At 73.4% G+C, this 26,416-nt stretch carries 20 protein-coding genes, 3 tRNA genes and 1 pseudogene; 12 read left to right on the forward strand and 12 right to left on the reverse strand.

Annotated features, from left to right (window positions below; genetic code table 11):
* Positions 1–90: 90 nt before the first annotated feature.
* Together OHA37_RS24470 and OHA37_RS24475 are read left to right on the forward strand one after the other, a co-directional pair.
* Entirely contained in the window at positions 91–756 is a 666-nt protein-coding gene (locus OHA37_RS24470) for a hypothetical protein (RefSeq protein ID WP_266908515.1), read from the forward strand.
* A gap of 12 nt (positions 757–768) precedes the next feature.
* Complete coding sequence (locus OHA37_RS24475) at positions 769–1,431, forward strand: class F sortase (RefSeq protein ID WP_266908517.1); 663 nt, start codon at positions 769–771, stop codon at positions 1,429–1,431.
* 75 nt (positions 1,432–1,506) lie between these two features.
* Here the strand turns inward: OHA37_RS24475 and OHA37_RS24480 are convergent.
* Positions 1,507–1,580: transfer RNA gene (locus OHA37_RS24480), tRNA-Lys, on the reverse strand.
* A gap of 290 nt (positions 1,581–1,870) precedes the next feature.
* Here OHA37_RS24480 and OHA37_RS24485 point away from each other — a divergent pair.
* From OHA37_RS24485 to OHA37_RS24505, 5 genes are all read left to right on the forward strand, one after another.
* Positions 1,871–3,223 carry a peptidoglycan-binding protein gene (locus OHA37_RS24485; RefSeq protein ID WP_266913060.1) on the forward strand — a complete coding sequence of 451 codons (1,353 nt, stop codon included), beginning with the start codon at positions 1,871–1,873 and terminating at the stop codon, positions 3,221–3,223.
* The gene (locus OHA37_RS24490) at positions 3,220–5,844 is read left to right on the forward strand and encodes an SPFH domain-containing protein (protein WP_266908519.1); all 2,625 of its coding nucleotides are present in this window, start codon (positions 3,220–3,222) and stop codon (positions 5,842–5,844) included. Before OHA37_RS24485 ends, OHA37_RS24490 begins: the two co-directional genes overlap by 4 nt.
* Before the next feature lie 266 nt (positions 5,845–6,110).
* Positions 6,111–6,737, forward strand: coding sequence for a lytic polysaccharide monooxygenase auxiliary activity family 9 protein (locus tag OHA37_RS24495; RefSeq protein ID WP_266908521.1), 627 nt, complete (start codon positions 6,111–6,113; stop codon positions 6,735–6,737).
* Between the two features lie 58 nt (positions 6,738–6,795).
* On the forward strand, positions 6,796–8,469 hold the full coding sequence (locus OHA37_RS24500) for an AMP-binding protein (RefSeq protein WP_266908523.1): 1,674 nt from the start codon (positions 6,796–6,798) through the stop codon (positions 8,467–8,469).
* A gap of 87 nt (positions 8,470–8,556) precedes the next feature.
* Positions 8,557–8,630, forward strand: a tRNA-Lys gene (locus OHA37_RS24505).
* Between the two features lie 113 nt (positions 8,631–8,743).
* On the opposite strand, the gene OHA37_RS24510 is transcribed toward OHA37_RS24505, so the two are convergent.
* On the reverse strand, positions 8,744–9,502 hold the full coding sequence (locus OHA37_RS24510; RefSeq protein ID WP_243337173.1) for an IclR family transcriptional regulator: 759 nt from the start codon (positions 9,500–9,502) through the stop codon (positions 8,744–8,746).
* A gap of 239 nt (positions 9,503–9,741) precedes the next feature.
* On the opposite strand from OHA37_RS24510, the gene OHA37_RS24515 reads away from it, so the two are divergent.
* A complete protein-coding gene (locus OHA37_RS24515) occupies positions 9,742–10,914 on the forward strand; it encodes an LLM class flavin-dependent oxidoreductase (protein ID WP_266908525.1) in 1,173 nt (390 codons plus the stop codon).
* Between the two features lie 95 nt (positions 10,915–11,009).
* On the opposite strand, the gene OHA37_RS24520 is transcribed toward OHA37_RS24515, so the two are convergent.
* Positions 11,010–11,459, reverse strand: a complete 450-nt coding sequence (locus OHA37_RS24520; protein ID WP_266913062.1) for a DUF2199 domain-containing protein — start codon at positions 11,457–11,459, stop codon at positions 11,010–11,012.
* 426 nt (positions 11,460–11,885) lie between these two features.
* Here OHA37_RS24520 and OHA37_RS24525 point away from each other — a divergent pair, with 426 nt between their 5' ends.
* The gene (locus tag OHA37_RS24525; protein ID WP_266908527.1) at positions 11,886–13,592 is read left to right on the forward strand and encodes a glycosyl hydrolase family 18 protein; all 1,707 of its coding nucleotides are present in this window, start codon (positions 11,886–11,888) and stop codon (positions 13,590–13,592) included.
* Between the two features lie 90 nt (positions 13,593–13,682).
* Here the strand turns inward: OHA37_RS24525 and OHA37_RS24530 are convergent, their stop codons facing one another.
* Positions 13,683–15,725: a putative bifunctional diguanylate cyclase/phosphodiesterase gene (locus OHA37_RS24530; RefSeq protein ID WP_443046210.1), complete on the reverse strand. Its 2,043-nt coding sequence runs from the start codon at positions 15,723–15,725 to the stop codon at positions 13,683–13,685.
* A gap of 399 nt (positions 15,726–16,124) precedes the next feature.
* On the opposite strand from OHA37_RS24530, the gene OHA37_RS24535 reads away from it, so the two are divergent.
* Positions 16,125–17,369, forward strand: coding sequence for a M6 family metalloprotease domain-containing protein (locus OHA37_RS24535; protein ID WP_266908529.1), 1,245 nt, complete (start codon positions 16,125–16,127; stop codon positions 17,367–17,369).
* A gap of 61 nt (positions 17,370–17,430) precedes the next feature.
* Here OHA37_RS24535 and OHA37_RS24540 read toward each other — a convergent pair.
* The 3 genes and pseudogenes from OHA37_RS24540 to OHA37_RS24550 all read right to left on the reverse strand — a co-directional run bounded on the left by OHA37_RS24540 (position 17,431) and on the right by OHA37_RS24550 (position 18,550).
* Positions 17,431–17,504, reverse strand: a tRNA-Lys gene (locus OHA37_RS24540).
* Positions 17,495–18,080: pseudogene (locus OHA37_RS24545) on the reverse strand (bifunctional DNA primase/polymerase). Before OHA37_RS24545 ends, OHA37_RS24540 begins: the two are co-directional and overlap by 10 nt.
* A 122-nt stretch (positions 18,081–18,202) precedes the next feature.
* Complete coding sequence (locus OHA37_RS24550) at positions 18,203–18,550, reverse strand: hypothetical protein (RefSeq protein ID WP_266908531.1); 348 nt, start codon at positions 18,548–18,550, stop codon at positions 18,203–18,205.
* Positions 18,551–18,702: 152 nt separating this feature from the next.
* Between OHA37_RS24550 and OHA37_RS24555 the strand changes: the two genes are divergently transcribed.
* Positions 18,703–19,965 (forward strand): M20 metallopeptidase family protein, encoded by a 1,263-nt coding sequence (locus OHA37_RS24555; RefSeq protein ID WP_266908533.1) that lies wholly within the window; start codon positions 18,703–18,705, stop codon positions 19,963–19,965.
* Here OHA37_RS24555 and OHA37_RS24560 read toward each other — a convergent pair.
* On the reverse strand, positions 19,955–20,524 hold the full coding sequence (locus OHA37_RS24560; RefSeq protein WP_266908535.1) for an NADPH-dependent FMN reductase: 570 nt from the start codon (positions 20,522–20,524) through the stop codon (positions 19,955–19,957). The two genes, OHA37_RS24555 and OHA37_RS24560, sit on opposite strands and share 11 nt — an antisense overlap.
* A gap of 129 nt (positions 20,525–20,653) precedes the next feature.
* Here OHA37_RS24560 and OHA37_RS24565 point away from each other — a divergent pair, with 129 nt between their 5' ends.
* Positions 20,654–21,142 carry a MarR family winged helix-turn-helix transcriptional regulator gene (locus tag OHA37_RS24565; RefSeq protein WP_266908537.1) on the forward strand — a complete coding sequence of 163 codons (489 nt, stop codon included), beginning with the start codon at positions 20,654–20,656 and terminating at the stop codon, positions 21,140–21,142.
* Between the two features lie 6 nt (positions 21,143–21,148).
* Here the strand turns inward: OHA37_RS24565 and OHA37_RS24570 are convergent, their stop codons facing one another.
* Genes OHA37_RS24570 through OHA37_RS24585 form a run of 4 tightly spaced genes read right to left on the reverse strand, consistent with a single transcriptional unit; the run spans position 21,149 to position 26,292 of the window.
* Entirely contained in the window at positions 21,149–22,492 is a 1,344-nt protein-coding gene (locus tag OHA37_RS24570) for an AAA domain-containing protein (RefSeq protein WP_266908539.1), read from the reverse strand.
* Positions 22,489–24,096 (reverse strand): hypothetical protein, encoded by a 1,608-nt coding sequence (locus OHA37_RS24575; protein ID WP_266908541.1) that lies wholly within the window; start codon positions 24,094–24,096, stop codon positions 22,489–22,491. The genes OHA37_RS24570 and OHA37_RS24575 overlap by 4 nt, the downstream gene beginning before the upstream one ends.
* Positions 24,084–25,313 (reverse strand): hypothetical protein, encoded by a 1,230-nt coding sequence (locus tag OHA37_RS24580; RefSeq protein WP_266913066.1) that lies wholly within the window; start codon positions 25,311–25,313, stop codon positions 24,084–24,086. Before OHA37_RS24580 ends, OHA37_RS24575 begins: the two co-directional genes overlap by 13 nt.
* On the reverse strand, positions 25,267–26,292 hold the full coding sequence (locus OHA37_RS24585; protein ID WP_266908543.1) for a phosphatase PAP2 family protein: 1,026 nt from the start codon (positions 26,290–26,292) through the stop codon (positions 25,267–25,269). Before OHA37_RS24585 ends, OHA37_RS24580 begins: the two co-directional genes overlap by 47 nt.
* Between the last annotated feature and the right edge of the window lie 124 nt (positions 26,293–26,416).

A 26,416-nucleotide genomic window follows, 5' to 3' on the forward strand; every position in this document is an offset into this window, starting at 1 on the left:
CGTACGGCTGACACGTACGGGCCAAGAGGGCGCCGCTCCGGATGCGGAGCGGCGCGCCGCGCGTGAATCTCCTTGTTGAGGAGGTTCACCATGCGCAGTGATGTGATCGCTTTCCGTGTCGCCGGGGTGGCCGTCGCCCTGACGGCCCTGTCCGCCGTGACCGCCCCCTTCGCCTTCGCGGGGGAGGACGACTGGAACCGTGACCGCGGCAGCGTCTCGGCCGACCCCAACCCGGCGGAACCGGGGGCGCAGGTCAAACTGCGCGTCCGCGGCTGTGAGGACGACTGGGCCGTCGCCTCGTCCGTGGTCTTCGTCTCCGAGGTCCGCCTCTCCACCGGCCGCGACGACCGCCGCACCCTGTGGGGCGACGCGATGATCCGCTCCTGGGCCGAGCCCGGACGCCACGACATCAAGATCAAGTGCGGCGGCCGCGGCGGCGAACGCGAGTGGGGCACGATCGAGATCGAGCGCCGCCGCGAGCACCGCCCCAACCCCCACCACACCCCCATCTGGCCGGTCCACGCGGGCGGCGGCGGCATGTCCGAGGAGATCGCCGCGAAGTCGAAGGCGGCGGGCGCGGCGGACGCCGCCAAGGCCGCCGATTCCGCGCAGCTCGCCGCGGCGACGAAGAAGAGCCACGACGGCGACGGCCCGGGCCTGCCGCACACGGTGATCGGCGCCGTGCTCGCCGCCGCCGCCACCCTCGCGGTCGCCGGCCGGGCGCTGACCCTGCGCCGCCGCCGCAGCGGCGAGTGACCGGGTGATCGGGTGAACGGCGAGCCGAGGAGCTCCGGCGGCTCCCGGTTGCTGACCTTCGCCGCCTGGTCGGTGCTGGTCCTCGGCCTGTGGCTGTGGGGCCGTGAGATCACCGGGGTCGCGATACCCCTGCCCGGCCAGGCCGGCGGACCGGCCGCCCCGGGCATGCCCGCGGCGCACACCCCGCTGGGGCCGGCCGCGCCCGCGCGGGTCGACGTACCGTCCCTCGGCGTCCAGGCCCCGGTGATAGTCCGGGACCTCGACACGAAGGGGGCGATCGAAGCGCCCCCGTACGAGAACCCGGGCACGGTCGGCTGGTGGCGCGGCGGCGCCCAGCCCGGCACGGCCGGGACGGCCCTGCTGGTCGGGCACGTGGACACGCGGGCGAAGCCCGCGGTGTTCTACGGCCTGAGCTCGGCGAAGACGGGCGACAAGGTGCGGGTGCTGCGGGCCGACGGCTCGGTGGCGGAGTTCACGATCGAGGACGTACGGGTCCACGAGCGCGCGGACTTCGATCCCGCCAAGGTCTACGGCCCCAAGGTCCGCGGCCGGGCCGAACTGCGGCTGGTGACCTGCGGCGGCACCTACGACAAGGCGGCCAAGGAGTACTCGGCGAACGTGGTCGTGTCGGCGTACCTGACGGGCGTCGGAGTCCGCCCCGGAACGGCGGTCTGAAGCGGCCGGCGCACACCACGCGCAGCACGAAGAAGCCCCTCACAGTTTTCACTGTGAGGGGCTTCTCTGCGTCTGTGCGCCGCCAGGGACTCGAACCCCGGACCCGCTGATTAAGAGTCAGCTGCTCTAACCAACTGAGCTAGCGGCGCTTGGTGACAGGGAAAACTCTACCCCACCGCCACGGGTGCTCGTGACAAGCCGCGCGCGTTCTGTCCGATTAACCCATGTTTGGGGGTTTTGTCGTGCACGATATGTCTGGGCCAAGCCGCATCTGATGCCCCGCCAGATGCGGTCCCGGCCGACCAGTGACGAGCAGGGGAGTGGACGGAACCGCATGACGATGCAGCCTCCGACGCACGTGTACGAAGCGACGCCGGCCTCGACGCCCATGCCGACGCCGATGCCGGCGCAGACGGCGATGGCCGAGGCGATGCCGCCGATGCCGCTGCCCTCCTTCGAGGAGTACGAGCCCGCCGGCGACTGTCCGTGCCAGGGCTGTGCCCAGCGCCGTCGCACGCTCGCGCGCGCCCGGGCCATACCGCTGCGCGACGGCGGACACCCCGCCGCGCGCGGAGCCCGCCGGGCGCTGGTCCTGGCCACCGCCGCGGGCGTGGTCCTCGGCGGCGGCGGTGCGGCCGTGGCCACGGCCGCACCGGGCCCCGGCGGCCGGGTGGCCCTGGACGACCCCGGCTCCCCGCAGGGCGGCCGGGCCCCGCTGCACGGGCCGAAGGGAGCGAAGGGAACCCCCGCGAAACCGGCCGGGCTGCCGGGAGCGCCCTCCGCGGTGCGGCGGACCGACCGGGCGACGATCATCAACCGGGCGAAGCTGTGGCTGGACGCGCAGGTCCCGTACAGCATGGCCGAGTACTGGTCGGACGGGTACCGGCAGGACTGCTCCGGCTACGTCTCGATGGCCTGGAACCTCGGCACCAACGAATGGACCGGCAGCCTCGACAAGTTCGCGACGCGGATCACGAAGGAGGAGCTGCTCCCCGGAGACATGCTGCTCTTCCACAACCCGGCCGACCCCAACAAGGGCTCGCACGTCGTGCTCTTCGGCGGGTGGGTGGACGAGACGCGCACGCACTACGTCGCCTACGAGCAGACGCGGCCGACCACGCGGAAGCTGGCCACGCCGTACGGCTACTGGAACAACGCGGTGAAGTACGTTCCGTACCGCTTCAACGGGGTGGCGGGCGGAGTCGTTCCCGAGCCCCCGGCCACCGGCGAGCCGCCCGCGCCGGGCGGTACGCCGGTCGTCTCGGCCACCTTCCCCGGTGCGTCGAAATTCGGGCCGGGCGCGGACAACGGCTACGTCGCCCAGCTCGGCCGGATGCTGTCCGAGCGGGGCGGGCTGCGCTTCTACCCCAAGGGCGTCGGCACCAAATGGTCCGACGCCGACCGGCAGGCGACCGAGGCCTTCCAGCGCGCCCAGGGCTGGACGGGTGCGGAGGCCGACGGAGTCCCCGGCGCACAGACCTGGCGGCTGCTCGTCAGGCACCAGGGCAAGGACATCCCGCCGCTCACGGGCGGCGCACCCGGCCCCGCGGGCAAGCCCGCCTTCCCCGGGGCGTCGGTCTTCCGGCCGGGCACGTCCCACCCGTCCATCACCGCCCTTGGCCGCCAGTTGGTGAAGAAGGGCTTCGGCAAGTACTACACGGCCGGACCGGGCCCCCGCTGGGGCGAGTCCGACCGCCGCAACGTCGAGGCGTTCCAGCGAGCCCAGGGCTGGCGCGGCGCCGAGGCCAACGGCTACCCGGGCCCGGAAACCTGGCGCCGGCTGTTCGCATGACGGAGGCAACGATGTACCCCACGCGCACGACATCGACCACAGGCACCTTCGAGATCCCCCCGCACCCGACCCCCCGGGCGACGCCCCCGCCTCCGTCCGCCCCGACGCCGTCCGCCCCGACTCCGGCCGAAGCGGAACAGTCCACGGCGATCCAGCCCGGGCCCACCACCGCACCGGCGGCAGCCACACCGACCGCAGCCGCGCCGACCGGAGCCGCACCGGCAGCTGCCGCACCCCGTTGGGCCGCTGCGGCGGAGTCCGCACCGACCGAGGCCGGGTGGGCAGTCGCCGAGGCCGGCACCGAGCCGGGCTCGCACCTGTCGGCTTCGCCCGACCCGGCCACGCTCGTGCCGGCCACGCTCGTGCCGGCCGCAGCCGTGCCGGATGCGACCGAGCCTGACCGGGCCGAGTCCGTGCCGGCTGCCGCAGGGTGGGTGGCGGCCGGGGCCGGCACCGAGCCGGGCTCGTACCTGTCGGCTTCGCCCGACCGGGCCACGCCCGTGCCGGCCGCGGCGGTTTGGGTCCCGGCCGATGCCGATGCCGATGCCGATGCCGAGCGGGGCGCACACCTGTCGGCCGCGCCCGACGTGGCCGCGGCCACGCGGTCCGCGTCCGCGCAGGCCGCCCCCGTGCAGGCCGCGCCCGTCCCCGTGCCTTCGGGGCGGGCCGAGGCCTTCGTGGCCGGGGGCTCCGACGCGGTGCCGGTCGCCGCCTCCGTGTCGCCCGTGCCCGCGGCGGCAGTGACCGAGTGGGCCGCGCCCACGGGTTGGGCACTGGCGGGTGAGCCGTCCGGGTCCGCACGCGCCGAAGCCGCCTCCCGGCCGGCTCCGGCCGGGGCGGACCGGGACGCGGACGGGCTCGTCGCCGTGGGGGCGGGGGTGCAGGCCACTGCCGTCGCCCCGCACGGGCCCGCCGGACGGGCGGGTGAGGGTGCGCGCAGCGACGTACCGGCGGCGCGGGCCCAGGCCGAGCCGGGGGTGGACATCCTGCATCCCCAGGACGAGGCGGCCCACGCCGGTGCGGCCACGCTCCGGCTGCGCAATCCCGACACCGAATTCGCCCGGCCCCACCCGCAGGACGAGGCCTGGCCCCCGGCCGCCGTGCCCGCCAAGGCCGAGCACGCTCCACGGCACGCGGGTCCGCCCGCTGCCCGGGACCTGCCCGGACAGGGCGGCTCGTCCACCGAGCAGGGCCGCGCTCCGCAGCACGCGGTCCCGGGCCCCGCCCCGGAGGCCGAGTACGCGGATCCGTACCCCGTACCGGACCTGCCCGGGCCGGCAGATGCCGATCCCGGCGACCCGCCCGGCGGGCGGGAGGTGACCTGGTCGGTGCCCGGACCGGGCGCCGCCGGTGACGCCGGTGACGCCGGTGACGCCGGCGATGCCGGACCCGGAGCGCGGGAGGGTGCGGACGGCGAGGCCGACACCGCCGCGCAGTCCGCGACCGGTGGCGGAGTGGTCCCCGGGCCCGGGGCTGCCGAGGTGGTCGAGGTCGTCGCGCGGGCCGTGGCGCGGATCGCGGAGGACGATACGCAGGACCTGCCCCTGGTCACCGGGGTGCGCGGGGTCGCGGTGACCGAGGTGCCGGTGCACCTGCCGTTCCGCGGCGCCGCCCAGCCGCAGCCCCGGCAGCCGAAGCCCGAGCCCGAGCCGAAGCCGGAGCCGAGCCGGCCGAAGGCCCAGGCCGCCCCCGCGCCCCGGTCCGCCCCCGGACGCCGCGTTCCCCGTGGTGACGACCGGCTCCACGAGCACCACGGCCCGGTGCTGCCCGGCTGGATCGCGGTGGCCGTCGGCGGGATCGCGCTCGCGGGCTGCGCGGTCGTCCTCTGGCGGGCCGGGGCCGTCCCGGACTCCCTCGCGCTGGCGTTCGGCGCGGAACCCCGCCCCTACCGGGGACTGCAGGCACGGTTCTGGCCGCCGCTCGCCTTCCTCGGGGTCGTCGCGCTCCTCGCCCTCGGCGGGCTGGGCCGCGGCCGGGCCGGTCACGCCTGGGTGCTCACCCTCTTCGGCCGCTACCGCGGCACCGTCCGCCGCTCCGGCCTGACCTGGATCAGCCCCCTGCTGCTGCGCCGCCGGGTCGACGTCCGGCTGCGGCACTGGCGCAGCGACCCGATGCCCGCCGTGGACTCCGGCGGGCTCGCCCTCCAGGTCGTCGTCCAGGTGGTCTGGCAGGTCAAGGACACCGCCCGCGCCACCCTGGCCGTCGCCGACCACGTGGACTACCTCGCCGAGCAGGTCGAATCGGCCATGGCCAGGGTCCTGTCCCAGCTCCCCGCCGACGCCTTCCACGAGGCCGCCCCGACCCTGCGCGACGCCGAGGCCGTCGGCGACGCGCTGACCCGGATGCTGGCGGCGGAGACCGAGGCGGTGGGCGTGGAGGTGTTCTCGGCGCAGCCCACCCGGATCGAGTACGCCCCCGAAGTCGCGGACGCCATGCGGCGGCGCCGGGTCGCGGCGATCGACGCCAAGCACCGGGACACCGTCCTGACCTCGGTGGTCGACGCGGTGGACGACACCGTCCACCGCCTCACCTCGCGCGGGCTCGTGGAGCTCGACGACTACGAGCGCAAGGCCCTCGTGAAGGACCTGACCGTCGCCTTCTACACGGGCCGCGCCGAGTAGCCCTCGCAGGCCGGAGCACAGGCCGGAGCGCAGGCCGGAGCGGGCCAACTCAGGCCGACAGGAGAACGGGTGGAATCCGGGTGGTCCGGACCACCCGTTCTTCCGTTGGTCTGGACATGGCCAACTCCCGTCAATACTGTGGAACTTGGTCTAGACCTAAACCAGAGCTCGTGAACGGGCCGTGCCGCCGAAACCGGTACGGCCCATCCCCACGCGTGCGCACGCTCTCTCCGGACATCCCCCCACGTTCAAGGAGCATCAGCCTCATGCGTTCCTTCCGCATGCCCAGAACCAAGCGGGCCGCCGCCACGGCCACCGCCACCACCGTCGGCCTCGGAGTCGTCGCCGCCCTCGCGCTCGTCACGGCCCCCACGGCCAGCAGCCACGGGTACACCGACACCCCGATCAGCCGCCAGAAGCTCTGCGCCAACAAGACCGTCTCCGACTGCGGCGCCATCCAGTGGGAGCCCCAGAGCGTCGAGGGCCTCAAGGGGTTCCCCGCCGCCGGTCCCGCCGACGGCCGCATATGTTCGGCCAACCACACGGAGTTCGCCCAGCTCGACGACCCGCGCGGCGGCGCCTGGCCGGCCACCCCGGTGACCAGCGGGCAGAGCTACAGCTTCCGCTGGCAGTTCACCGCGAACCACTCCACCACCGACTTCCGGTACTACGTCACCAAGAACGGCTGGGACCCCACCAAGCCGCTCACCCGCGCCGCCCTCGACCCGCAGCCCTTCCTCACGGTCGCCTACAACGGTGCCCGCCCCGCCATGACCACCGTCCATCAGGGCGCCATGCCGAGCGGCAAGACCGGCCGGCACATGATCCTCGCCGTGTGGACCGTCAACGACACCGTCAACGCCTTCTACTCCTGCTCCGACGTCCAGTTCTGATCGCTACGGCCCGCCGCGGCGTTCAATTCTGACGGAACGTCAGCTATTCTCCGGCGGCATGCGGACGACGACACCCGAAACCGTCGCGGAGCTCATCGCGAGCCAATGGGGCGACCACCGGCCCGGTCTGAAGTACGCCGACGGCGTCCTCAGCCACCACCGGACCGCCCGGGAGGCCGCGGCGCGCGCCGCGCTCCTCGTCGACCTGCTGCCGCCGGGGGCGGAGCCGCACATCGGGGTGCTGCTCGACAACACCCCCGAGTTCCCGTTCTGGCTCGGCGCGGCGGCCCTCGCCGGGGCCGCCGTCGCCGGGATCAACCCCACCCGGCGCGGTCCCGAGCTGGCCCGCGACATCCTGCACACCGACTGCCGGATCCTGGTGACCGAGCGGACCCACCTGCCGCTCCTGCGCGGCCTCGACCTGCCCGGCGTACGGCTCCTGGTGACGGACTCGGACGAGTACGAGGCCCTGCTCGCCCCGTACGCGGGCGCGAAGCCCGGCGACGCGACGCTCGGCCCCGGCCCGAGCCCGTCCTCCCGGCTGCTCCTCTACTTCACCTCCGGCTCCACCGGCGCCCCCAAGGCCGCCATCTGCACCCAGGGCCGCCTGGCCGGCGCCGGCGCCTCGCTCGCACGTCACTTTTCAGTCACCCCGGACGACGTCCACTACGTCTGCATGCCCCTCTTCCACGGCAACGCCGTCATCGCCGACTGGCTCCCCGCCCTCGCGGGCGGGGCCGCCGTGGCGCTGCGCCGCCGCTTCTCGGCCTCCGCGTTCCTGGACGACGTACGGGCCTACGAGGCGACGTACTTCACCTACGTAGGCCGCGCGGTGCAGTACCTCCTCGCCACCCCGCCCCGCCCCGACGACCGCGCGCACACCCTGCGCCTCGGCTTCGGCACCGAGGCGGGCGCGGTCGACGCGGCGCGCTTCGCCGAGCGCTTCGGGGTCCGCCTCGTCGAGGGCTACGGGGCCACCGAGGGCGGCGCCTCCGTCCAGCGCACCCCCGACACCCCGCCGGGCGCCCTGGGGCGCGCGGGCGCCGGCGACGACCTGGCCGTCATCGACCCGGAGACGGGCCGCGAGTGCCCGCCGGCCGTGCTCGACCCGCGGGGCCGCCTCCTCAACGGCGCCGAGGCCATCGGCGAGCTGGTCAACAAGGGCCGCAGCCTCTTCGAGGGCTACTGGCGCAACCCCGACGCGGAGGCCGCCCGCACCCGCGACGGCTGGTACTGGACCGGGGACCTCTTCTTCCGCGACCCCGACGGCTTCCTCTACTTCGCCGGCCGCACCGACGACCGGCTGCGCGTCGACAGCGAGAACCTGGCCGCGGCGGTGATCGAGAACATCCTGGCCCGCTGGACCCGGGCGGCCGCGGTGGCCGTGTACGCCGTACCGGACGAGGTGGCGGGCGACCAGGTCATGGCCGCCGTGGCCCTGCGCGAGGGGGCCGTCTTCTCCCCGCAGGGGTTCGCGTCCTTCCTCGCCGCCCAGCCCGACCTCGGCACCAAGATGGCCCCGCGCTACGTGCGCGTCGTCGGCGTCATGCCGACCACGGCGACCAACAAGGTCCACCGGGTCTCCCTGCGCGGCGAGGCCTTCCAGACCACCGACCCCGTGTGGTGGCGGCCGCCGGGCGAGGACGCGTACCGGCGACTGGAAGCGGAGGACCTGGCCGGGCTCCTGGCCGCCTACGAGGCCCAGGGGCGGGCGGATCTGCTGAGCCGCTGACGGGGGCGCCGGCGGGGCCTCCGGAGGCGTCTGGGGAGGCGGTTTTGAGCACCCTGGAGGAGCAGGTAGTATTTTCTCTGTCAGCAGGCGCCGCTAGCTCAGTTGGTTAGAGCAGCTGACTCTTAATCAGCGGGTCCGGGGTTCGAGTCCCTGGCGGCGCACCTGTCCTTCGGGCGGTTTCCGGTTCACCGGGAACCGCCCGAAGTGTTTTCCGGGCCTGTGCGGGTCGGTCCCGGCCCGGTGTCCGGGGCCCTGTCGCGCAGGGCCCCGTGGCTCAGAGGGTGAGCGAGAGCAGCAGCGGCGCGGCCTTGCGGTTCAGCACGTCGGCCGCGGCCCGCAGCCGGTGGGCGTGCTCCACGGGCAGGGACAGGGCCAGGCAGCCCACCGAGGCTCCGGCCGTGATCGGGACGGCCGCGCAGACCGTGCCGACGGCGTACTCCTGCAGGTCGAGCGTGGGCACCGTGGCCGGCTGGCTGTCCAGCTTCGAGAAGAGGATCCGCTCGTTCACGATGGTCTTCGACGTCAGCCGGGCGATCTTGTGCCGGGACAGGTGGTCGCGCCGGCCGTCGAGGTCGAGCTGGGTCAGCAGGCACTTGCCGACCGCGCTGGCGTGCGCCGCCGAGCGGAAGTCGACCCACTCGTGGACCTTGGGGGTGCGCGGACTGTCCGCGAACTGCGTGATCCGGACCTCGCCGTCCACGTACCGGCTGATGTAGACCGCGGCGCCGACGGAGTCCCGGAGCCGGTCCAGGGTGTCCTGGAGCTTGTCCTGCAGGGCCTGCTGGCGGTCGACGCCGGAGCCGAGCAGGACGAGGGAGTCCCCTATGGCGTAGGCGCCGTCGGACACCTGCAGTACGTACCCCTCCCGGCGCAGCATGAGGAGCATGGGGGCGAGATGGACCGCGGGCAGGCCGGTCTCACGCGCGATCTGTACATCGGTCACGCCGCCGGTATGGCGTGCGACCGTTTCGAGTACGCGCAGGGCGTACTGCACCGAGTGGAACGGCGCGGTCGGCTCGGGCTTCAGCGCCACGGTTTCCCCCTAGCAGGTTGTTACCGCTTGCTCTCACACGATAGCCATCAAGAGGGCCGTGTGGAGCGCCTGTTGATGAGATTGATGGCTCAATCACACCGGTCTGCCTGGATCTACTCCACTGGCATATGCCTAGGTCATGGGTGGTGTCCGAGAGTGCCGGGAATGCCCGGACCGGCCGCGCGGTTCGGGTTCTTCGTACGGACGAGAACGGACGGGCGAGCGGAGCGGGAGAGACGATGAGTGACATCGCGGACGCGGAGGACGCTGGACGACGGGGAGCCGACCGTCCGGGCGACGGACCGAGCGCCGGACCGGGTGACGGATCGAGCGCCGGAGGGGTCCCCGGCGGGATCCGCGGGACGGCCCTCGGCCGGGCGCCGGTGCCGCTCTCGGTGCTGGACCTCGTCACCGTCGGCGCCGGCAGCACCGCCCGCGACGCCCTGCTCACCAGCGTCGACATAGCCCGGCTCGCCGAGTCCCGCGGCTACCACCGCCACTGGGTCGCCGAACACCACTCCATGCCCGGGGTCGCCAGCTCCTCCCCGGCCGTGATCCTGGCCCACCTCGCGGCCCACACCTCCCGGATCCGGCTCGGCTCGGGCGGGGTCATGCTGCCCAATCACGCCCCGCTCGCCATCGCCGAGCAGTTCGGCACCCTGGAGGCACTGGCCCCGGGCCGGATCGACCTCGGCCTCGGCCGGGCGCCCGGCACCGACGGGCACACGGCCGCCGCGCTGCGCGGGCCCGGGCGGCGCGACGAGGCCGTGGACGAGTTCCCCCGGCAGCTCGCGGAACTGATCCGCTTCCTCGACGACGACTTCCCCGACGGGCACCCGTACGCCCGCGTGCACGCGGTACCGGGTCCGGTGCAGGGTCCCGCCGGGCGGCCGCCGGTGTGGCTGCTCGGCTCCTCCGGCTTCAGTGCCCGCCTCGCCGGCGCACTCGGGCTGCCCTTCGCCTACGCGCACCACTTCTCCCCGGCCGGGACCCTGCCCGCCCTCGACCTCTACCGGCAGTCCTTCCGCCCCTCGGCCGTCCTGGACGCCCCGTACGCCGTCATCGGGGTCGGGGCCCTCGCAGCCGACACGGAGGCGGAGGCCCGCGCGCAGGTGCTCACCGGCGCGCTGGCGATGCTCCGGCTGCGCAGCGGGCGCCCCGGGCTGGTCCCGACGCCCGAGGAGGCGGCCGCGTACCCGTACACGCCGCTGGAGCGGGAGTTCGTGGACGAGCGGCTCGCGAGCGTGGTCCACGGAACCCCCGACGAGGTCACCGCGGGCCTGGACGACCTCGCGAAGCGGACGGGCGCCGACGAACTGATGCTGACCGCCAACGCCCACGCCGGCCAGGCCCGCCTGCGCTCGTACGGCCTCGTCGCGGACGCGTACGGCATGCCGCTCCTCGACGCCTGAGCCGCCCGCCCCGGTCCGGTCACGGACCGGGGGAACCCGGCCCGCCGCACGTCCGGTTCGGAGCTCCGTCGCGCGCCTCCTGATCGACCGGCGGGTCAGGCCGGATGCAGCACCGCCGTGGCGATCTCGCGCACGCGGTCCAGCGTGATCCCGGTGCGCTGTTCGACGGCGAGGGGGTGGTCGGTCGGCTCCAGCTCGATCAAGGGCCGCTTGCCGACCGGTCGGGTGTGGGCGTTGGTCTTCAGGTCGATGGTGCCCTCGGAGTAGAGCGCGAGCTCGGTGCTCAGCCAGCCGAAGTACGGCTTCGCGCGCTCGCGCCCCTCCGTGTTCCGCACCTCGAGAGCACGGGCGAAGTCGTCCCTGCTCAGAGAGACCCAGACGCCCCAGGAGAAGACGTCCCGGCTGCCGATCACGGGTATCTCGATCAGCCCCCTGATGAAGAAGTGCTGGCCCTTGATCACGCACTGGTCGGACGACAGCGTGCTGTCCGGATCGCTCTCGAAGGCGGGATCCCACACGTCAGGGGCCATGGCCGAGTGACTCATGGGGAGTTCTGCGTGGTGGTCGCCGCAGCATGCGCAGGTGAAACCGCGATCGTTAGCCATGGGGCGAGCGTAGTGCTGTGACCGGAAAGCCTGCCCGGTCCGCCGACGCGTGCCCGCCCGGAAGGGTTTACGGGTGTACACGAGCCCCGGGGGAGCCCGGAGGAACCCGCACGCGCCGGCAACCAGAGTTTGGCTGGTTTGTTGCTGAAACCTTGCCGGAGGGTGAATCAAGGGAGCCTTAAATCGCTCGTCACCATGGGTGGCGGGCGATTTTTGGTGTGGTCCCACGTCGCTGACGTGGGGTTCTGGGCCCGGACTGGTCTAGTCCTTCTTTGGTCCAAACCATTGACTCGGGGCCGGAGTGATCGCTATCACTATCCCCACCTGAAGTCTTGCCTTCCCCTCCCACTTCCCCGGAGGCAGTTCATGCACATCCGTAAATCCCTCATCGCGGCCGCCGCCACGGCCGCGCTGGCCGGCGGGACGCTGGCCGCCTTCGCGGGACTCACCACCGCCTCGGCCGCCGAGGCCGGGACCACCGCGACGGCCGGCAACGTCAAGATCGCCTACTACGACCAGTGGTCGGTGTACGGGAACGCCTTCTACCCCAAGCACCTCGACACCCGTGGCATAGCGGGCAAGTTGGACGTCATCAACTACTCGTTCGGCAACATCCACCCCACCAACCTCACCTGTTTCGAGGCGAACAAGGCGGCGGGCGACGACAACAACCCCAACGCCGGTGACGGTGCGGGCGACTCGTACGCCGACTACCAGAAGTCCTTCAGCGCGGCCGACAGCGTCAGCGGCGTCGCCGACAAGTGGGACCAGCCGATCGTCGGCGTGTTCAACCAGTTCAAGCAGCTCAAGGCGAAGTACCCGAACCTGAAGATCAACATCTCGCTCGGCGGCTGGACCTACTCGAAGTACTTCAGCGACGCGGCCAAGACCGACGCTTCCCGCAAGAAGCTCGTCTCCTCCTGCATCGACCAGTACATCAAGGGCAACCTGCCCGTCGAGGGCGGCTACGGCGGCGCGGGCAGCGCGGCCGGCATCTTCGACGGCATCGACATCGACTGGGAGTACCCGGGCTCGTCGGGCGGCCACCTCGGCAACCACTACGCCCCCGAGGACAAGCAGAACTTCACGCTCCTGCTCAAGGAGTTCCGCACCCAGCTCGACGCCCACGGCGCGGCCAACGGCGGCAAGAAGTACCTGCTGACCTCGGCCCTCCCGGCCGGCCAGGACAAGATCAAGTACATCGAGACGGACAAGATCGGCGCGTACCTCGACTACGCGAACATCATGACGTACGACATGCACGGCGCCTGGGACTCGGACGGTCCGACGTACCACCAGTCCCCGCTGCTGCCCTCGTCGTCCGACCCGACCGACGTGATCGCCCCGGGCAACGAGAAGTACAGCGTCAAGAACGCCATCGACTCCTGGATCGACGGCAACGCGGCCTACGGCATCACCGGCGGCTTCCCCGCCAACAAGCTGGTCCTGGGCTACGAGTTCTACTACCGCGGCTGGAAGGGCGTGCAGCCCGGCACCACCAACGGTCTCGCCCAGCCCGCCACCCTGGCCTCCGCCGCCCGTCCGACCAGCCAGCAGGCCGGCATCGCGCTCTACAAGGAGCTCGGCGGCATCGTCGACAACCCGGCGACCACCTTCTGGGACGACCAGGCCAAGGCCTCGTACTTCTTCAAGGACGGCGAGTTCTTCACCGGCCTGAACCAGAAGTCCATCCAGGCCCGGGTCGACTACGGCAAGCAGCGCGGCCTGGCCGGCGCGATGATGTACTCCCTGCTTGGCCTGGACGCCAACGCGACCCTGCTGAACCAGATCTCGGACTCCCTCGGCGGCACCACCCAGCCGCCGACCACCCCGCCGACCACGCCTCCCACCACCCCGCCCACGACGCCGCCGACGACCCCGCCGACCACGCCTCCGACGACGCCGCCCAGCACGGGCTGCACCGCCGCGGCCTACGTCCACGGCACCGTCTACACCGGTGGCAGCGAGGTCTCGTACAACGGCCGCAAGTACAAGGCCCAGTGGTGGACCCAGAACGAGGTGCCCGGCACCACCGGTGAATGGGGTGTCTGGAAGGACCTCGGCGCCTGCTGATCCCCCCCACCCCGCGCCGAGCGCCGGCCGCCCCCGTCCCCTTCCAGGGGCCGGGGGCGGCCGTGTCTTGCGCCGGGTCGTGGCTCCCGCTCAGACGGCGGGGTGCGGGGCGGGTCCCTCCGGTTGCCCGGGGTCGGTGCCCGTGACCGCTCCCGCGGCGGCAGCCACCTGGCGGCTGATGATGGCGGCGATCGCCTCCGGAGCCACCGCCCGGGAGTACAGCCAGCCCTGGCCGGTGTCGCAGCCGACGCGGCGCAGCCGGGCCGCCTGGCCGGCGGTCTCCACGCATTCCGCCGTCACCGTCAGGCCCAGCCGGTGCGCGAGCTGGACCAGGGCCTCGACGATGGTCTCGTCGGCCGGGTTCGGGTGGGCGCCCTCCTCGTAGCGGAAGCCGCGGACGAAGGAGCCGTCCAGCTTGAGCACCGAGACCGGCAGCCTGCTGAGGTAGGCGAGGTTCGAGTACCCGGTGCCGAAGTCGTCGATGGCGATCCGCACCCCCATGTCGCTCAGCGCCTGCAGGGCCTGGAGCGGCCGCCCGGCCGAGCCCATCACGGCCGACTCCGTCAGCTCCAGCTGCAGCAGCTGGGGCGCCAGGCCCGTCTCCGCGAGGATCTCGGCGACGTCGCCGACCAGGTCGGAGTCCCAGACCTGGCGCACCGCGACGTTGACGGACACGAAGACGGGGGAGTCGCTGGGCTGCTCGATCTGCCAGCGCCGCGCCTGCCGGCAGGCGGTCTGGAGCACCCACCGGCCCAACTGGACGATGGAGCCGTCCTCTTCGGCGATGCCGATGAACCGATTCGGCGTCAGCGTGCCGAACTGCGGGTGGTTCCAGCGCACCAGGGCCTCCACCCCGCGCACCACCCCGCTCTCCAGGTCCACGAGCGGCTGGTACTCCAGCGCGAACTCCCCCCGTTCCACGGCCGGCCGCAGCGTCGAGGACAGCGCCTGGCGGGTCATCCGGTGGGCGTTGCGCTCCGGGTCGAAGAGCGTCCAGCGGGCCTTGCCGTCCGCCTTGGCCCAGTACAGCGTGGTGTCCGCGGCCTGCATCAGCCCCGTCGCCGACGTTCCGGCCGCCGCCCGCTCCACCACCCCGATCGAGGCGGAGACCGACAGCCGCTGCCCGGCCAGGTCGAACGGCTCCTGTACGGCGGCCAGTACGCTCCGCGCCAGGTCCGCGAGTTGCTCGGTGCCGGTGGAATCCTCGACCAGCAGGGCGAACTCGTCGCCGCCGAGCCGTGCCACCAGGTGCCCGCCGGTGCGCCCGTAGCCGGACTGGTCGGCGCACTGGGTCAGCCGCTTGGCCACGGCGGTCAGCAGCCGGTCGCCGACCCGGTGGCCCAGGGTGTCGTTGACCGCCTTGAACCCGTCGAGGTCCAGGTAGCACAGCCCGATCCGGCCGGTGCCGCCGTGCTCGTACGAGGAGGCCTCCAGGGCGGCGGAGAGCCGCTCGAAGAACAGCGCGCGGTTGGCCAGCCGGGTGACCGGGTCGTGCATCTGGAGGTGGCGCAGGCGGGCCTGGAGGTCGCGCCGGTCGCTGATGTCGGCGACGGACAGCAGGACGTCACCCGTCCCGGGGACGGGCCCGAGGGTGATCTCGGTCCACAGGGAGTGCCCGTCGGGGTGCTTGAGGCGGCGGGTGCAGCGCAGCCGGGCCTGGCGGCCGCGCAGGACCTCCTGGTACGCCTGCCAGGTGCGGGCCTCGGAGGCCAGGTCCACCAGGTCGGCGGCGGACTGCCCGGCGAGGAGGTGCGGCTCGGAGCCGAGGAGGCCGGCGAGCGCCTGGTTGGCGAGGGTGACGTGGCCGGTGCGGTCGATGACGGCCATGGGGAGGTGGGCCGCGTTGAAGGCGGCCCGGTAGTCGGCCCTGTACTCGGCCCGGTACTCGGCCTGGTGGCCGGACCGGTGGGTGGCCTGACGGCCGGGCCCGTGACCGGTCGTGTGGCTCGTCGTGGGGGCTGTCGCGTGGCCCGTCGCGCGGTCCGTCGTGGGTCCGGCCAGGTGGTCGGTCGCGTGGTCGTCCCCGTGGTCGGCCGTCGGATCGGACGCGGCGTCGGCCGCGCGATCGTGCGGCGTGCACGCGGCACGGTCCGGGGTCGGCGTCGTCGCCGGTTCCGGGTGACGCTGCGTCATGGCCGGTCGGATGCTGTCGGCCGCCGAACCGGTTCCATCTGGGGTTCCGCTCACCGTTGGCTCCCGCAGTGCGTGTGAGTGTCCGTGCAGGAAAGTGTGCCGATCATAGAGGTTCCCGGACGGCCCTATCCAGCGGCGACGCCGTGCGGGGCGCGGGAGTTCGGCGTGATGACGGATCGTCGACGTGACGGCGACTGATCGTTTCCGCACGGCCGTGAGCATCCGACGCCCATCACTGATCCGACCTGATCGGTCGTGACTTTCCGTAGGCGAATGTGCGAAACCCGGCGTCACCGGCTTGCCCTAGTGCTCACTCGTGTGGGGCAGCGGAACAGGGCATTAGTAAGACAATCGCCCCAAGGTGGATGAAGAGGTACTAATCCACCACCGGAGGTCGATGTGCCGCGACAGCAGACACCCGGGGGAGTGGACCGCTCCCGCATGCGAACCACGGCGGCGGCGCTCACTTCCCTGACGGCGCTCGCCGCCATGTCGCTCGTCGCGGGACCCGCGGTCGCCGCCCCCGGAGCCGGACCCTGCGCGCTGACCCGTACCGCGGCACACCACTCCCTGGGCCTGGACAGCTGGAACGGCGCCTATCCCAAGCCCGAGCGGACCCTCAACGCGGTCATGGTCTTCCTCTCCTTCCCCGACCACCGCCCCACCCTGACCACCGACGAGCTCACCGCCGACTACTTCCCGGCGACCAGCGAGTTCTTCGAGCGGGCCTCCTACGGCCGCTTCCGCCTGGTCCCGCACCCGCAGAAGCAGTGGATCCAGATGCCGAAGCCGTCCGCCGCCTACGGCATACAGCGCGACTGGGCCCCGGCGGACCGGGCCGCCTACCTGCGCGACGCGGTGGCCGGGGCCGATCCGGCGGTGGACTTCGGCCGGTATGACGTCGTCTACTTCGTCGCGGACCCGGAGGCGCCCGGCGTCGACTCCGATGCCACCAAGGTCGTCAACTTCGAGCAGCCGATCCGGGCCGACGGCACCGACCTGCGCCGCATCGTCACGGTCTTCGAGAAGCACCCGCCGGACCGCAACGTGCTGGCCCACGAGACCGGGCACGTCTTCGACCTGCCGGACCTCTACCACCGGCCCTCCGACGGCAAGGGGGACTGGGACACGTACGTCGGTGACTGGGACGTCATGGGCAGCCAGTTCGGCATGGCCCCGGACCTCTTCGCCTGGCAGAAGTGGAAGCTCGGCTGGCTGGACGCCTCCCAGGTCGACTGTGTGGGAGCCGGCTCCTCCCTGCACACCCTCCAGCCGCTGTCCGAGGCCCCGCGCCCGGGCGGCACGGGCGGAACCCGGCTCGCGGTGGTCCGTACGGGCGCCGGCAGCGCGATCGCCGTCGAGGCGCGGGGCTCCGCCGGCAACGACGGGGACACCTGCACCGAGGGGGTGCTCATCTACCGGGTCCGCAACGAGGCGGCCTCCGGCGGCGGGCCGATCGAGGTCGTGGACGCGCACCCCGCCACCGAGGCCTGCTGGGACCGCTCGGTGTACCCGCCGCTGGCGGACGCGCCGCTGGAGGTGGGGGAGACCTTCACCGTCCCGGGCGAGGGGATCACCGTGGAAGTGGCGGACCGCACACAGTCGGGCGCGTACACGGTGAAGATCACGCGGGAGGAGCGGTAGGGGGCGCGGGACCCCGGACACGAAGAAGGCCCCCACTCGCGTGGGGGCCTTCTTCCGTCTGTGCGCCGCCAGGGACTCGAACCCCGGACCCGCTGATTAAGAGTCAGCTGCTCTAACCAACTGAGCTAGCGGCGCTTGGTGACGAGGAAGACATTAGCACCCCGGGCGGCGATCGGAAAAATCGATATCCGCAGCTCGGGTGGCACGGACGAACGCCCACAGCAGAGCCTCCGGCCCGGGCAGCCACGGCAGCCGGGTATCGGGCGCCACGAGCCAGCGCGAGGGCCCCCCGTCGGCGGCCAGCGGGGGCACGGTGACGGCGTCGCCGCGGCCGTGGCAGAGCGGGGCGGGTACGGGGGTGTTCCACTCCTCCCAGGCCAGCAGGGCCGGGAGGCGGTGGGCGGTGCCGGGGGCGGCGAAGAGCAGGGTCCGCCCGCGGTGGACGGCGGCCGGGCCCGAGCCGGGGCCTTCGGCCCAGAGCAGGTCGAGCATCCGGCGTCCGAGGACGAGGGGGACGTTGACGACGTCGAAGGCGGTCCCGCAGGGCAGCACGGCGGGCGCGGTGGGCCGGGCCTGCCAGGCTGCCAGCGTGCCTCCGGGCTGGGCGGAGGCCGAGGCCAGCCAGGCTGCGCCGGCCGGGGTGACGTGGGTCGCGGAGGCGGTCGTCGTCGTCCGCAGGTCGAGCGCGGGGCAGCCGGTCAGGGTCGTCATGTCTTCAGGTCTACCCGGAGTGGCGAACCGATCTCCGGGAGTTACGGGAAACCGGGACAGGCCGGGTGGGACTGGGGTATGTTGCGCCCCGCATATGCCAGAGGTCGCGGCCGGGCGCGACCTCAGGTGCCCTCGGGGGCGGTGCCGCGCAGCAGGGGCTCGCCGAACTCGATCATCTTGCGGGCGTAGTCCTCGGTCCACTCCGCCTGCTCCGCGATCGTCGCCGCCGAGAGCCGGTCGAACCGCCGGGGATCCGCGAGCTGCGCCGCCGCCACCGCCTGGAACTCCACCGCCCGTTCCTGCGCGGCGCGGAAGGCCAGGGTCAGCTCCGTCGCCCGGACCAGCAGTTCCCGCGGGTCGTCGATCGATTCGAGGTCGAAGAAGTGCTCCGGGTCCGTGACGGTCTCCGACGGCTCGAAGAGCAACTGCGCGGGCCGCAGCCTCCGCTCGGTCCGCTCGGGCTCTGCCATGCGTGTCCTCCTGCTGGACGTGGGGGAAGCCTCCCGGCCGGGAGGCCCCCGGGTCGAAAGGCTTCCGGGTCGAAAGCTTCCGGGCCACCGTCCATTGTCCAGCTTCGCGCAAGGGTGCCCGAGGGTCCCGGCGCATGGGCTAGAACGTGCGTATGACCGATGGTGTGCACGAGACGCTGGACAAGCTCTGCGACGAGGGCATCGAGCAGGTGATCGGCTGGCGCCGCCACCTCCACCGAAATCCGGAGCTGCCCAACCGGGAGGCCGCCACCGCGCGGCTCGTGGCGCGGGAGCTCGCCGCGTTCGGGCTGGACGAGGTGCGGACCGGCATCGCCGGGCACGGAGTGGTCGGGGTGCTGCGCGGCGGCCTGCCCGGGGACCGGGTGGCGGCGCTGCGGGCCGACATGGACGCGCTGCCCGTCCCCGACCGCTGCGGCGCGGACTTCGCCGCCACCGGGCAGGCCTCGCACGCCTGCGGCCACGACTGCCACACCGCGATGCTCCTCGGAGCCGCGCGCGCACTGGCCGACGTACGGGTGCGGGAACGGCTGCCCGGGACCGTGCTGTTCGTGTTCCAGCCCGCCGAGGAGGGCCCGCCGGTCGGCGAGGAGGGCGGGGCGCGCCTGATGGTGGCCGAGGGGGCCTTCGACGACCCCGTCCCCACGATGGCCTTCGGCATGCACGTCACCCCGCACCCCAAGGGCTGGGTGGGCTACAAGTCCGGCCCGATGTACGGGGCCTCCTGCCTGGTCCGCGTCACCGTCACCGGCCGGCAGTCCCACGCCTCCTCGCCCTGGTACGGCATCGACCCGATGCCCGCCGTCGGGGCGCTGCTGACCGGGATCGGCCAGCTGTACCGGCAGGTCTCGGCGTTCTCCCCGGTCACGGTCTCCATCGGCCACATCGAGGACGTCGGCCGGTACAACGTCATCGGTGAAACGGTCACCTTGTGGGGCACGATCCGCTGCGCCGAGGAGCGGGACATGGCCGAGGTCAAACGCCGGCTGACGGTGCTGGCCGAGCACACGGCCGAGGCCTACGGGGCCTCCGCGACCGTCGAGCTGCTCCAGGACGTGCCCGCCGTGCGCAACGACGCGGCCTGGGTCGAGGCCGCGCTGCCCACCCTGCGCCGGGTCGCGGGCACGGACCGGGTGGTGGAGGTCGGCGGCACGCTCGGCTACGACGACGTCTCCGAGCTCATCCTCCGCTTCGGCGGGCTGTACGTGATGCTCGGCGTCCAGGACACCGCCCTGGACCCGGCGAGCGGCGAACCCGTGGCCGTGCCCGGTGGCCGGGGCCTGGTGGGCAACCACCACCCCGCCTTCTACGCCGACGACGACACCCTGATCACGGGCGTACGGCTGCACGCGCACGCCGCGTACGACCACCTGACGGGGGCCCTCGTCACGCGCTGACCGGCGTCTTCGCGAGGGCGGCGAGCTCGTCCAGTACGACCGCGAGCTCGCCCGCGAGGCCCTCCGGGGCGCGGAATCCGTCGGCCGTGACCAGCCCGGTGATGCCCGGGACGGCCACCGAGGCCCCGGTCGGCACCATGCCGACGGCCTCCAGCACCGGCCGCAGCATCCGGCCGGCCGGGGCGCCGCCGGAGCCGCCCGCGCTGTAGGAGAGCAGGCCGGCCGGCTTGCCCTGCCATTCGCGGTAGAGGAAGTCCACGGCGTTCTTGAAGGGGGCGGTGAAGCCGCCGTTGTACATCGGCAGGACGAACAGGAAGGCGTCGGCGGAGTCGACCAGGGCGCTCCACGCGCGGGTGTGGGGGTGGGCGTAGATCCCGGTGGAGGCGTATTCGGGCTCGTCGAGGAAGGGCAGGTCGATCTCGGCGAGGTCGACGGGGGTGACGTCGAAGCGCCCGTGCTCGCGCGCCCGGCCGGCGGCCCAGCCGGCCAGCGGGCGGGCGGCGGAGGTGGGGCGGACGGAGGCGGAGACGACGTGCAGGCGGATCGGGTGCGGGTTCACGGTGGGCTCCTCGCGGCCTGGAAAGTTTTGTTGACGTGTCACCTATGGCGTTGCGCCCATGGAAGCGCAGGAATGGGTGACGTGTCAACTAGGTAGGTGACGTGTCACGTACCGGGCTAGACTTCGACCATGACCGAGAACGGGAGTGACAGCGCACCTCGCTGGCTCAGTGAGTCCGAACAGCAGGCCTGGTACGCCTGGCGGCGGATGTTCCCGCTGGTCAACGCCGATATCGCGCGCGATCTGACCCAGGACAGCGGGCTCTCCGAAGCCGACTACGACGTCCTGTCCGTCCTCGGCTCCACCGACGGCCACCGCATGCGCATCAGCGCCCTCGCCGTCCTCATGCAGTGGTCCCGCAGCCGGCTCTCCCACCAGCTCACCCGGATGGAGCAGAGGGGCATCGTCCGCCGCGAAGAGGTGGCCGACGACGGACGCGGAGCCGAAGTGGTGCTCACCGAGCAGGGCGTCACCACGATCATGACGGCCGCCCCGCTCCACGTGGAGTCGGTGCGCCGCCACCTGATCGACATCCTGACCCCGGAACAGCTGCGCACCTTCGCCGAGGTGGGCGAACTGCTCCGCACCCGCCTCGGCGTGGAGCGCAAGACCCGCTGACCGTGGCTACGGCCGCCAGACCACCCGGTGTTCGGCCAGGTGGGCCAGTACCGAGTGGTTGGCCTCCCACCCGTCCGGGAACTTCATGGTCACGCCCAACTGCACCGGCTCCGAGGACGGGTGGGCGTCCAGGAGGTCCGCTATCCCCGCCCGGGCCACCACCACGCAGGCGTGCCGGTGGCGTGAGGCCAGTACGCACAGCCGGCCCGTCTCCAGGTGGAAGGCGGTCGCGTCCGGGCGGCCCGACAGGGGGTGCAGGACCACCGTGAGGTCGTACTCGCGGCCCTGGAGCCGGTTGGCCGTGTCCACGGTGACCCCCGTGACCCCGAGCGCGGACAGCGCCGCCCGGACCGCCGCCGCCTGGTCCCGGTGCGCGGTGCCCACCGCGATCCGGTCCGCCGTCAGCGGGGACGGGCCGCCCGCGTGCTCGTCCACCGTCACCGCACCCCGGTCCAGCGCCCGGCGCACCACCAGGGCCACCGCCCGGACCGCCTCCGGGTCGGTGCGCGGGGTGTGCCGGGCGGGCAGCTCCAGCAGCCCCCACCCCGACTCGGCGGCCTCGTCCAGCACCCGGTCGGGGCCCGAGCCGTCGCCCGCGACCCCGTAGGACATCCGCCGATCGCCCGGGCCCGTGCCGCTGCGGAACTGCGTGTACGGGTAGAAGGCGCGGGAGACCAGCGGCGCGGCCGAAGCCGGCAGCCGCCAGGACACCGGCAGCCGGTGCTGCGGCAGGTCCGGGTTGTGCGCGAGGAGGGTGGACACCGCCGAGGCCGAAGGGTCGTAGGACAGGCCCGCCCACTGCTCGGCGCCGACCACGCTGAAGGGGTCCAGCTGCCCCGGGTCGCCCACGAACAGCGCCCGGTCGAACAGCCCGGCCACGGCCAGCAGCGCGTCCGAGCGCATCTGGTACGCCTCGTCCACGATGGCGTGCTCCCAGGGCTCCACGTCCTTGACCCAGGCCCACTTGGCCGCCGTCGAGATCGTCACCGGCAGCCCCGCCAGGTCCCCCGGCTTCGCCGAGAGGACCACCGAGTCCAGGTCGCGCAGCGCAGGATCGTAGGCGTCGCCCTCGCTGCTGTGCAGCCGGCCCACCTTCAGCTCGGGATCCTTCGCGTGCAGCCGCAGCACCAAGTCGTCGACCTGCGCGTTGGTCTGCGCGACCACCATCAGCCGGCGCCCGGCCGCCGCCAGGTCCCGGGCCGCCCGCACCACCAGGGTGGACTTCCCGGCCCCGGGCGGGGAGTCGACGACCACGCCCCGGGCCCCGCCGTGCAGGGTGTCGCGCAGGATGGCGTCGGTGGCCCGGCCGGCGGCCGCGCCCGGATCGAAAGCGGTGCTCGCGGTGCTCACAGGAGGTCCTCGGCGGTCACGGGGTCGGGCAGCGGCAGCGCGGGGGCGTCACCGGTCAGGTGCGCGGGCGGCCCGCCGTGGGTCCACGGGGTCCGCTCGGCGTCCGGCAGCTTCGGGCCGCCGCGCGCATCGTGCTCGAAGAGCGTCCAGCAGAACCGGTCGCCCTTCTCCGGCACCGAGCCCGGCTCCGGGTCCTTGCCCCGGCCCATCTTGTCGAGGACGCGCAGCAGGAGCCGGCCGTCCTCCTCCCGGCGCACGAACTGCGCGCTCTGCGGGCGCCCGTCCAGCGAGCGGTACACCTTGGGACCCGCACCGCCCGCGCCGCCGCTCCCGCCGTCCTCGGTGAGCTGCGGCCGGTCCTCCGTGGCCACCCACACCAGCGGGCGCGGGCTCGGCCGCTTCGACTCCGTCCACTCCATGACCACTTCGGTGACCTCCCCGGCGAAGGCCTCGCCCGCGAGCCGCCGCCCCGCCATCACCAGCAGGTCGTCCAGCGCCTCCTGGGCGTCGAGCCGCACCTGCTCGGTCTCCCGCGTCGCGAGCTTGCGGGCGGCCGTCACCGCGTCGTCGCGGCGCGGCTGCGGGCCCTCGCCCGCCCGGACCCGGTCCCGGTGGCCGGTGTACGACCAGCGGTCACCGGTCCAGCGGTCCTCGGTCCGCTCGCCCGGAGGCAGTTCGCGCATCAGGTCCAGCGCCTGCCACACGGCCCACCAGGTGCTCTGCATCTGGTCCACGACCAGCCGCCGGACCGCCCGCTCGGCGAACCGCGGACCGTCGCCGTCCCTGGGTTCGCTCATGCGCGCCGCGTCGAACTTCGCGATCGCCGGGGCCAGCAGCTTGTTGTCGAAGGCCGGATCGGTGGCCGGACCGGCCGGCGGGAGCAGCAACTGGCCGTGCTCGTCCCGGCCGAGTTCGGCGCGCAGCGCCTGCTCGGCGCCGGAGGTCCCCTCGGGCGGGTCGATCCACGCCAGCAGCGCCTGCAGGTGCTGGTCCTCCAGGTTGCTCTGGCCGGTCGCCCAGTGCCGCGACAGCAGGTCCGTGGCCGACAGCAGCATCGAGGCACCGGGTACCCGGGAGCGCTCGGCGAAGTGGGTGAACCAGCGGCCCAGCAGCGGTACCTGCGTGGGTACCGGATACGGGTTCTCGGGGTCCTCCTCGGCGGTCCGCCGGAACCGCATGGACCGCCCCAGCAGCCGTACGTACTCGATGCCCGCGCGGCTCGGCACGATCAGCTGCGGAGCGTCCAGGCAGAGCTCGGCCTCCACCTTGACCCGCTTGCCCGTCTCCGGGTCGGTCTCGGTGCGCTCCACCGGCTCGACGGCGTCCGCGTAGCCGTCGATGTACGGCATCAGGTTCCGGGCGAGCTCGGCCAGGAACTCCCACCGCATGTCCCGGTCGCGCGGCTGCGGCACGACCAGGATCCGGGGGTCCTGCCGGTCGGTGCCGAACATCGCGCCCAGCGGGGCCCCGGCCTCACCCGCGGTCGTCAGCGGTACGAAGACCAGCGGCTGCTCGCCGAGATGCCGGTGCCGTACGGTCGCCAGCGGCCGCGCCCGCCCGGCGCGGACGGCCTCCAGCCGGGCCAGGGTGTTCAGCAGGGACATTCGACGACCTTCGGGCGGATGCGGGCGGGGGCTTGCTCCAGTGCCTCGGCGCGCAGCCGGGCGGCGTACCGCAGCGCGGCCGCGGTGGGGTCCTCGAAGGCCACGTCGGGGGCGGGGCCGGTGCCGTCGGTGCCGTCGGGGCCGGTGCCGCCGGGCGCACCGCAGCCCGCGGCCGCCGCGAGGGCGGCCTCGACCGTGGTCAGCCCGCCCAGCTCACCCCGGACGGAGCGGCCGAGCGTGGTCACCTCGTCGGCCGTGCGCGCCCGGTCCCGGCAGTGGAAGGCCAGCTCGCAGGCGGCCAGGCACTCGGGGGCGTAGGCGGCGGACACGGCCGACACCGCCTCGGTCAGCTCCTCGGCGGAGCACGCCGGATCGAAGGTGAGGCCCGCGGGCAGGCTCTCGGCCAGCTCCTCGACGCGGGTGAGCCGCTCCAGCTGGCGCCGGGTCACCGAGCGCTCGCGGCGGATGTCGACCGGGGCCGCGGTGGGCAGGTTGGAGAAGTCCTTGGGGCAGACGAGCAGCACGGTGTGCCCGACCTCGGCGCCTTTCACCTTGGCGGCGGTCGTCTCCAGGGCCAGGACGTAGACGGCGGCCTGGCGTGCGGCGGCGCCCACCTTCGCGGCGTCGGCGGATCCGTCGATCATCGGGAACGACTTGATCTCCACCACGGTCCAGCGCCCGTCGGGGTGCACGACGACGGCGTCCGGCTCCAGGTAGGCGGGGGAGCCGGCCACCTCCAGCGCGAGCATGGGGTGGTCGAGCAGGGTCCAGGCCCCGGCGGCGGTCGCCTCGCGCAGCGCGAGCGCGGTCCGGGCGGCGCGGCCCTGGGGGCCGGCGGCGGTGAGGTCGGGGGTGAGGGCGTCCGGTCCGGGCGGGCCGGCCGCGCCGGCGGGCCCCGCGTCATCGAACCCTGCGCCGAGGTGCTCGTACACCAGCCGCAGCAGCTCGGCTCCGCCGTCGCCCTTGACCTTGGCCTCGAAGGAGTTGCCGCGCACGATGGCGAACTGCGACTGGCCGAAGGCCGCCGGGGAGCCGAGGGCCGCCGCGAGGACGGTCTTGTCCACGCCGGCGCCGTCGAGCAGGGCGCGTCTGCCGCACCCGGGGTTGGCGGCGAGGGCCGCCAGGGCGCGGGCGTCGAGCGGGCGCGGTGCGACATCGGCGCCGCGCAGATCAGCGAGCCGTTGCCGCAGCGTCTTCGGGGGAGTCGGGGGACTCATCGGCTGCGCGGCCTGCGCGGCCTGTGCGGCCTGTGCGGTCTGCCAGGCCGGCGGCTGCGCCGTCGGCGCGGGGGACCGCGGCGGGGTCTGCGGCGGCGAGGCGCTGGACGGGTAGGAGCTCACCCGCGGAAGTCTCCCATCCGCCACTGACAATCGTGGACTTACCGCGAAAACCCGCTGTTCGGGTGGTGTGCGGGGCGGACCCGTCGGGCCCGGCGGACGCGAGGACTCGGGCCCCGGCGACCCCGGCGACCCCGGTGATGCCGGCGGGCAGGGCGCGGGCCGCCAGGTAGCCGGCCCCCATCACGGCGGCCCCGGCGACGGCGTCGAGGAAGTAGTGGTTGGCCGTGCCCATGACCACCACGGTGGTGACGGCCGGGTACGCGGCCCCCAGCGCCCGGACCAGCGGCCGGCGCGCGCAGCACCACAGCACGACCCCGCACCACAGGGCCCAGCCCACGTGCAGGCTGGGCATGGCCGCGAACTGGTTGGTGAAGGAGCCGAGCCCGCGCGGCGCGCTGGCCTCCGCGCCCCACCAGCCGTAGGCGCTGTACTGGGCCATCGTGTCGGTGAACCCGTACGAGGCGTCGAGCAGCCGGGGCGGGCAGGTGGGCACCAGGGCGAAGCCGACGAGTCCGAGCAGGGTGGAGAGCATCAGCCAGGTGCGGGCGAATCGATACTGCTGGGGGCGGCGCCGGTAGAGCCAGACCAGCACCGCAGGGGTCACGAGGTAGTGCAGGGAGGCGTAGACGAAGTCGGCGGGTATGCCGAGGACCGCCTGCCCGGTGAAGAGCCGGTTGAGCGGCCGCTCCAGGTCCATGGCCAGGAGCTCCTCCAGACGCAGGATCGCGAGCCCGTGGTCCACCGCCAGTCCTACGTCGCCCCGGGCGAGGAGTCTGCCACCCGAGTACGCCCCGTAGACGAGTCCCAGGAGCAGCAGTTCGGCCCACCAACGCGGAGGCTGCCGCCTATTAGTCATACGGCGTATGACGTGTGTGAAGACGCAAGGGTTGCGTGGCGTTCATCTGATGGATGATGGAGCGGCGACGCAATACCCGCAAAGCCGTGCGAATGGTCGGGGCCGTCGATGCTCCGCCCGTACC

It is taken from the genome of Streptomyces sp. NBC_00335, from assembly GCF_036127095.1.
Lineage (GTDB): Bacteria > Actinomycetota > Actinomycetes > Streptomycetales > Streptomycetaceae > Streptomyces.

Excerpts from the sequence above, each read along its gene's own strand:
- OHA37_RS24470 (WP_266908515.1), top strand. The coding sequence starts at position 91 with ATGCGCAGTGATGTGATCGCTTTCCGTGTCGCCGGGGTGGCCGTCGCC.
- OHA37_RS24485 (WP_266913060.1), top strand. The coding sequence starts at position 1,871 with ATGCCGCTGCCCTCCTTCGAGGAGTACGAGCCCGCCGGCGACTGTCCG.
- OHA37_RS24490 (WP_266908519.1), top strand. The coding sequence starts at position 3,220 with ATGACGGAGGCAACGATGTACCCCACGCGCACGACATCGACCACAGGC.
- OHA37_RS24495 (WP_266908521.1), top strand. The coding sequence starts at position 6,111 with ATGCGTTCCTTCCGCATGCCCAGAACCAAGCGGGCCGCCGCCACGGCC.
- OHA37_RS24500 (WP_266908523.1), top strand. The coding sequence starts at position 6,796 with ATGCGGACGACGACACCCGAAACCGTCGCGGAGCTCATCGCGAGCCAA.
- OHA37_RS24515 (WP_266908525.1), top strand. The coding sequence starts at position 9,742 with ATGAGTGACATCGCGGACGCGGAGGACGCTGGACGACGGGGAGCCGAC.
- OHA37_RS24520 (WP_266913062.1), bottom strand. The coding sequence starts at position 11,459 with ATGAGTCACTCGGCCATGGCCCCTGACGTGTGGGATCCCGCCTTCGAG.
- OHA37_RS24525 (WP_266908527.1), top strand. The coding sequence starts at position 11,886 with ATGCACATCCGTAAATCCCTCATCGCGGCCGCCGCCACGGCCGCGCTG.
- OHA37_RS24530 (WP_443046210.1), bottom strand. The coding sequence starts at position 15,725 with ATGACGCAGCGTCACCCGGAACCGGCGACGACGCCGACCCCGGACCGT.
- OHA37_RS24550 (WP_266908531.1), bottom strand. The coding sequence starts at position 18,550 with ATGGCAGAGCCCGAGCGGACCGAGCGGAGGCTGCGGCCCGCGCAGTTG.
- OHA37_RS24555 (WP_266908533.1), top strand. The coding sequence starts at position 18,703 with ATGACCGATGGTGTGCACGAGACGCTGGACAAGCTCTGCGACGAGGGC.
- OHA37_RS24565 (WP_266908537.1), top strand. The coding sequence starts at position 20,654 with ATGACCGAGAACGGGAGTGACAGCGCACCTCGCTGGCTCAGTGAGTCC.
- OHA37_RS24575 (WP_266908541.1), bottom strand. The coding sequence starts at position 24,096 with ATGTCCCTGCTGAACACCCTGGCCCGGCTGGAGGCCGTCCGCGCCGGG.
- OHA37_RS24580 (WP_266913066.1), bottom strand. The coding sequence starts at position 25,313 with ATGAGTCCCCCGACTCCCCCGAAGACGCTGCGGCAACGGCTCGCTGAT.
- OHA37_RS24585 (WP_266908543.1), bottom strand. The coding sequence starts at position 26,292 with ATGACTAATAGGCGGCAGCCTCCGCGTTGGTGGGCCGAACTGCTGCTC.